The sequence below is a fragment of the Methylocaldum sp. genome (assembly GCF_039794385.1).
GTDB lineage: Bacteria > Pseudomonadota > Gammaproteobacteria > Methylococcales > Methylococcaceae > Methylocaldum.
The window spans coordinates 1-6,164 of sequence record NZ_JBDIVO010000275.1 but is presented as its reverse complement, the minus strand read 5'-3'; the positions used below and the strand labels follow the sequence as shown (position 1 = coordinate 6,164).

The 6,164-nt window shown below is 60.0% G+C and carries 6 protein-coding genes; 5 read left to right on the top strand and 1 reads right to left on the bottom strand.

Annotation, left to right across the window (positions count from 1 at the left end):
• The first annotated feature begins 583 nt into the window (after positions 1-583).
• Positions 584-1,636, top strand: coding sequence for an AI-2E family transporter (locus ABJK70_RS18500; protein ID WP_077731495.1), 1,053 nt, complete (start codon positions 584-586; stop codon positions 1,634-1,636).
• A gap of 52 nt (positions 1,637-1,688) precedes the next feature.
• Here ABJK70_RS18500 and ABJK70_RS18495 read toward each other — a convergent pair whose 3' ends face one another.
• Complete coding sequence (locus ABJK70_RS18495; RefSeq protein WP_133718698.1) at positions 1,689-2,090, bottom strand: hypothetical protein; 402 nt, start codon at positions 2,088-2,090, stop codon at positions 1,689-1,691.
• 297 nt (positions 2,091-2,387) lie between these two features.
• Between ABJK70_RS18495 and ABJK70_RS18490 the strand changes: the two genes are divergently transcribed.
• The 4 genes from ABJK70_RS18490 to ABJK70_RS18475 all read left to right on the top strand — a co-directional run bounded on the left by ABJK70_RS18490 (position 2,388) and on the right by ABJK70_RS18475 (position 6,033).
• Positions 2,388-3,407, top strand: a complete 1,020-nt coding sequence (locus ABJK70_RS18490) for an efflux RND transporter periplasmic adaptor subunit (protein WP_347258724.1) — start codon at positions 2,388-2,390, stop codon at positions 3,405-3,407.
• Positions 3,407-4,651 (top strand): ABC transporter permease, encoded by a 1,245-nt coding sequence (locus ABJK70_RS18485; protein WP_347258723.1) that lies wholly within the window; start codon positions 3,407-3,409, stop codon positions 4,649-4,651. The genes ABJK70_RS18490 and ABJK70_RS18485 overlap by 1 nt, the downstream gene beginning before the upstream one ends.
• The gene (locus ABJK70_RS18480) at positions 4,648-5,337 is read left to right on the top strand and encodes an ABC transporter ATP-binding protein (RefSeq protein ID WP_156881085.1); all 690 of its coding nucleotides are present in this window, start codon (positions 4,648-4,650) and stop codon (positions 5,335-5,337) included. Before ABJK70_RS18485 ends, ABJK70_RS18480 begins: the two co-directional genes overlap by 4 nt.
• A 207-nt stretch (positions 5,338-5,544) precedes the next feature.
• Positions 5,545-6,033: a low affinity iron permease family protein gene (locus tag ABJK70_RS18475; RefSeq protein WP_086134923.1), complete on the top strand. Its 489-nt coding sequence runs from the start codon at positions 5,545-5,547 to the stop codon at positions 6,031-6,033.
• The last annotated feature ends 131 nt before the right edge of the window (positions 6,034-6,164 follow it).

The following is a 6,164-nucleotide window of genomic DNA, read 5'->3' as shown; positions in this document are numbered from 1 at the left end:
GGATTCCCGACCTACGCGCGAATGCCCGTACAGTAGGTATGAAAATGCTCTAGCCTGGACAGCGTTCGAGTCCTTGGCTTGACGCGAAACGCGCGGATATGCGAGCGCTTGGAGTGATAACGATTGAGTTTGATATGCCGAAGCCAAAGAGGTCGTGGGTTAGCTTAGCGTGTGTGCGAGAAGCTACTGCACGGCCTGAGGGCAGCCCCTCGACAAGCTCAGGACGGACCCTTCGACGGAGCTCAGGACAGGCTTGCCTTCGGGCCGCTCGTGACGCTTTCTAAACACCCTCTTAGACTACCAAGGGCTTTGGAGAACGACAGGGCTCGACCTTTCCTTATCTTTTACAGTGAGTGAAGAAAGCAATGCCAGTATTACCCGTCATTCCGGCAGGGAGTGCCGGAATCCAGAGGCCAAGGATGGCCTGCCCTCTACATCCTTGTAACCCGGATCCCGGCAGTCCCAATCGCAAACGGGCCTTTAGTCGGCCCCTTCCCTGCCGGGGTGACGATGTGGTTTGACTTTCGTTACGAACAGTAAGCGGGTGGTGATTCGGCATTTCCAGTCGATCTGAGAAAACGACGTGCTGAGCGAAAACCGTGTCGACCAGTGGGCCGGCTTCGCCGTAGTCCTCGTATTGATCCTGGGCTGTTTCGTCGTGCTGCGTCCGTTCCTTTCGGCGATCCTGTGGTCGGTCATCCTGGCCTTTTCCACGTGGCCGGTTTATCAAAGGATCGAATCGGCCGTCGCGGGCCGGAAAGGATTGGCCAGTGGACTGATGGTCCTGATAGTGGCAGCCGTCTTGATTGTCCCCTTGGCGCTCCTCGGCACCAGTTTGGCGGAAGACGTGACCGCGCTCGTGGAGATGGCACGGCAACTCCTCAGCGAGGGACCGCCGACCCCACCCGCGTGGGTAGCCAAGCTGCCGGTTGTGGGTTCGCGTCTGCACGACCACTGGCAAGAGATGGCGGGGAGCGGCGCCCGCTTGACCGAGGCGTTGCTGAAGTACCTCATGCCCCTGCGAGATTGGGCGTTGCGCAGTGCGGCAAACTTCGGAGAAAGTCTCCTGTACTTAAGCCTCAGCGTGTTCATCGCGTTCTTTTTGTATCGGGACGGTGCCGCGTTATCCACAAGGCTGGCCCCCTTATTCACCCGGGTCGGCGGCCAACGGGCGCCGGCATTACTCCATGTGGCGGGGGACACCATCAAAGGCGTCGTTTACGGCGTTATCGGTACCGCGCTGATTCAGGGGATTTTGGTTGGTATCGGGTTGTGGATCGCGGGCATCCCCCGCGTCCTGTTGCTCGGCGTGCTGGCGTGCGTTCTGTCCTTGATTCCCGTCGGTCCCGCATTAATCTGGTTACCCGCGGCCATCTGGCTGTTCGGAAAGGGTTCGACGGGGTGGGCCGTCTTTCTCGTGCTCTGGGGACTTCTAGTGGTGGGGCTCGTCGATAATTTTCTTAAGCCCTATTTCATCGGCAAAGGGAGTCATCTGCCATTCATCCTGGTGTTTCTCGGAACTTTGGGCGGGGTGATGGCCTTTGGCTTCCTCGGCATATTTCTGGGTCCGACCTTGCTCGCCATAGCCTATGCCTCGTTTCAGGAATGGAGTGCCCGGGAAAGAGCTTTAAGTTAGGGAACGGACCCAGCGAAATAGTGGCGTCGAATCCCTTGCAGGAAGACTCAATCTACAGCGAGGGCGGCGACGCGATGATCATGCTCAACCAATAGGTATCGGTCTTGTAACAATGCCAGAGTTGTGTTTCCTCGGTGAACCGGGCGAAGAGTTGGCCATTGGCGTAGACCACTCCATCGGCAACGGAGATTTCATCGAACGGGCCGAAGCTTTCCGAGGTGTTTGCCAGCGCATCCTCAAAATGGATCGACGTCCGGTCATGGCAGGCGTACTGGGTGAAGTGCTGCTGGCCTTGCATATCCCAGAAGTGATTGCTGAATTTGGCGACCACTGTCCCGTTGGGCCCTTGGCTGATGAAATTGCCGGTGATTCGGAAGAAAGGCGCCGGTGCAAGCTTGGTGGTTTTCGCTAGCTGCTCGGATTCGAAGATCAGACTGATCATATCTTGGCTCATCCGCATAATGCTTTCATTTCGATTAGACTGCCGAGGTTTCGTCGGTTCATGCGGCAATCCGATGAAGTCGCAGAAAGTTCTCGAAGCGGCACGGGTGATCGTCGGGAGCATCGACAAGCCGACCGCGCTTCGTCATCTCGATGTCGTTTAAAATGGGAGCATGTTTCCTCTACAAGAACCCGATGCGGGCGAGTCTGGCAGTCTCGACAGGGCCCGGAACCGGGCCGCCTTTCTTGCTATAACAATTAACCAGCAATAGACCCACCATCGACGACCGTCATTCTCCCCTTCCGAACAATGCAAAGAAAGTGGATCTGGATTCTTGCCATCGGCGTGCTCGCTGCCGCCGGCGGAATTTATTGGTGGCGCGAAGGTCCTGTCACGGTCACCGTCGTGACGCCGACTCGCGGGCCCGCGGTGGAGGCGATTTACGCGACCGGCACCGTGGAACCGACGGTCATGCTGCCGATCGCGGCGCGGCAGGCAGGCCATTTGGTTGAACTCAACGTCGATGAAGGGAGTCAAGTGCGTAAGGGACAGGTACTCGCTCGACTCGACGACGCGGATTTGAGAAACACGGTCGAGGAACTGGCCGCCCGCGTGCGGTTCGCGCGCACGCAGTATCAGCGCTTGCAGGAACTGGTGCGCCGCAATGTCATCGCCAAAGTCGAACTGGACCGGGCGCGCTCCGATCTGGAAGCGGCCGAGGCGGCGCTGGAGCGCGCGCGGGCTCAGCGTGATTTCATGACTCTCACGGCGCCCGCGGACGGCCTGATCATCCGGCGCGACGGCGAGATCGGCCAGTTCATTCCCGCCGGACAGGCCCTGTTCTATCTCTCTTGTTGCGCGCCTTTGCGGGTCACGGCCGAGGTGGACGAAGAAGACATCCTGCGGGTACGCGTGGGGCAGAAGGCGGTGTTGCGCGCCGACGCGCTGCCGGACGAGGTGCTCGACGGCGAAGTCAGCGAAATCACGCCCAAGGGCGACCCGATCGCACGCAGCTACCGGGTTCGCATCCGGCTCGCCGACCCGGAGAAGTTGCAGGTGGGCATGACGGTCGACGCCAACCTGATCGTTTCCGAGCGGGAAAATGCCCTGCTGGTACCGTCCACCGCGGTCCAGAACGGCACCATATGGGTGGTTGAGGACGGGAGGCTACACCAGCAGCCGGTGCGGACCGGCGTAACCGGCGCCGTTCGTACCGAAATCGTCGAGGGACTGTCTCCGGAGGCTCAAGTCGTCGAGACGCCTTCGGAAAACCTTCGCGACGGACGCGCCGCCCGTATCCGTTCGTCATCTCCCGTGCCGGTGTCCTGATGCGCATCCAGCTCCAGGTGGCGCTCACGCATCTTACGGGCCGCACACGCCAGACTTTTGTTTCGCTTACCGGAGTCATACTCGGCGTCGCCTTCTTCCTGGCGGTGTCGTCCCTGATGCGCGGTTCCGAGAAGGACTTCATCAAGCGTCTCATCGATAACAGCCCGCACATCACGGTCTACGACGAATACCGCTTGCCCCGGACGCAGCCGGCGGAGCTGCGCTGGGCGGGCGGCGCGGTCCGGATCAGCAACGTCAAGCCGCAGACGGAAACGCGCGGCATCCGCGGTTATCGCGAAAAACTCGAATTCGTGGAGTCCATGCCCGGACTGAAGGTCGCGCCGGTACTGGTCGGTTCGGCCGTGCTCGTATTCGCCGGCCGGGAGGAAAGCGTCACCCTCTCGGGCGTGGTGCCGGACAAGATGAAGACGGTGTCGACGCTCGAGGAGAAGATGATCGAAGGCTCGATCGACGCGCTCGCGGCCAATCCGAACGGAATCGTCGTCGGCACGGGGCTGGCGCAGAAATTCAATCTCGGCCTGGGCCGCAACGTGAACGTGGTCGCCGCGAACGGCGCCAGCCGTCCGATGAAAGTGGTCGGCATCTTCCGCACCGGCAACGCGAACTACGACGAGACCCAGACGTTCACCTTGCTGAAGCGCGCCCAGGTGATGTTCGACCGGCCCAATCGGGTTAACCGCTTGATCATCCAGCTCGACGACCCCTACGAGGCCCGCGATGCCGCCCAGCGCATCGAAGCGGTCGCCGGCTACAAATCGGTGTCCTGGATCGAAGCCTCCGAAGACATCTTGAGCGTGCTGATCGTACGCAACATCATCATGTACAGCGTGGTGTCGGCGATCCTCATCGTGGCGTCCTTCGGGATATACAACACCCTGTCGACCATCGTGATGGAAAAGACCCGCGATATCGCGATCCTGAAATCCATCGGCTTTCACGCCCGCGATGTACGCCTCATCTTTTTGCACGAAGGGGTCATCATCGGCGTGGTGGGCAGCGTATTCGGCCTGGTTCTGGGGGCTGGACTCATGAAGCTGCTGTCGACCATCGAGTTCAGGCCGCCCGGCATTACGGAAAAAGTACAGATGCCGATCTGGTGGGGACCGGAACAATTCGCCATCGCCACCGCTTTCGCCCTCGTCTCGTGCATTCTCGCCGCCTATCTGCCGGCACGCCGCGCGGGCCGCGTGCATCCCGTGGAGATTCTGCGGGGTGCCGCATGACGGCGGTTCTCCGCGCCGAGCATCTCGGGCGCACGCTGGCCGGGGAAGTTCCGGTGACCCTGGTGGAGGACATCAACCTCGATATCGAGCGGGGCGAGTTCGTCTGCATCATGGGGCCTTCCGGTTCCGGCAAGTCCTCGCTGCTCTATCTGCTCGGTCTGCTCGACGTTCCCACCTCGGGGCGGGTGTGGCTGGACGGCGAGGATACTTCGGCGTACGGCGAGAACGAGTTGGCGAATCGTCGGCTGGAGAAACTGGGATTCGTGTTCCAGTTCCATTTCCTGCTCGCCGAGTTTTCGGTGCTCGACAACGTTACGCTGCCGATGCGGCGGCTCGGCAAGCACGGCGATGCCGCGATCCGTTCGCGCGGCATGGAGTTGTTGGCTCGGCTGGGCGTCGCCGAGCAAAGCGCGAAACATCCGCACCAGCTCTCGGGGGGGCAGCGTCAGCGCGTCGCCATCGCCCGCGCGCTGGCCAACGATCCCCTGGTCGTTCTGGCCGACGAGCCGACCGGCAATCTCGACTCGGTATCGAGTGCCACGGTGCGGCAGATTCTCCACGATCTGGCTCACCAAATGGGCAAGACGGTGGTCGCCGTGACCCACGACGCTGCATTCGCTTCGGCCGCCGACCGGCGCATCGGCCTTGTCGACGGCAAAATCAACGCCGACTGGCGGCCGGCGTAGTTTCAGTCGAATTCTCTTCTTCTATTGCCGGATCCAGGCCGATTTACCAAAGCCGGCCGCCGAGATTGATTTCTTTCAAAACGCCTCTGGCTGTCCACGCGGCAAAACCCTACACTGGCTAGTGGGCCGCTCGGTCGTGTTCAAGCTTGGTCCGATCGATCTAAAAACAATGAGCTACAAAGATCCGAAATCTGGAGGAATGCCGCGATGTCTTGGTATATCCGTATGCTTGCTTTTCTAGTCAAATGCGCCGCCTGGGCTAAGAAGAACCTCGAGAATACCGCTTACTGGAACGCCAAGTTCGACCGGTTCGCGAGACTGTTCTCTCGCTTGTCGGGGCGGCCCTTGGCTTTCAACATCGCAATGATCGTGATCCTGGTATGGGTCGTCAGCGGACCGATCTTCGGATTCAGCGATACCTGGCAGCTGGTGATCAATACGGCGACCACCATCGTGACGTTCCTGATGGTATTCCTGATTCAGCACACCCAGAACCGGGATACCGAAGCCCTCCAAGTGAAACTGGACGAACTCATCCGTGCCATCGAAAAAGCCGATGACACGCTGTTGGATTTGGAAGAGCTGGAAGAAGAGGAATTGGCGATACTGCGCAGCAAATACGTGACCCTCGCGCGCGTGGCCCGCGAAAAGGCGAGGGCCGAAACGAAAGTGGATTCCACCGCAGGCAATCCATGAGGAGCTAAGTACATTCCGCAAATATTTGCGGAATCTCGACTGATTGGCTTGATTGGCGGGGTTGTCCTGCAGGTTGCCTATGCCGCAAGACTTCCCTGAATGTACTTAGAGCGTTTTCATCTCGCTCGTAC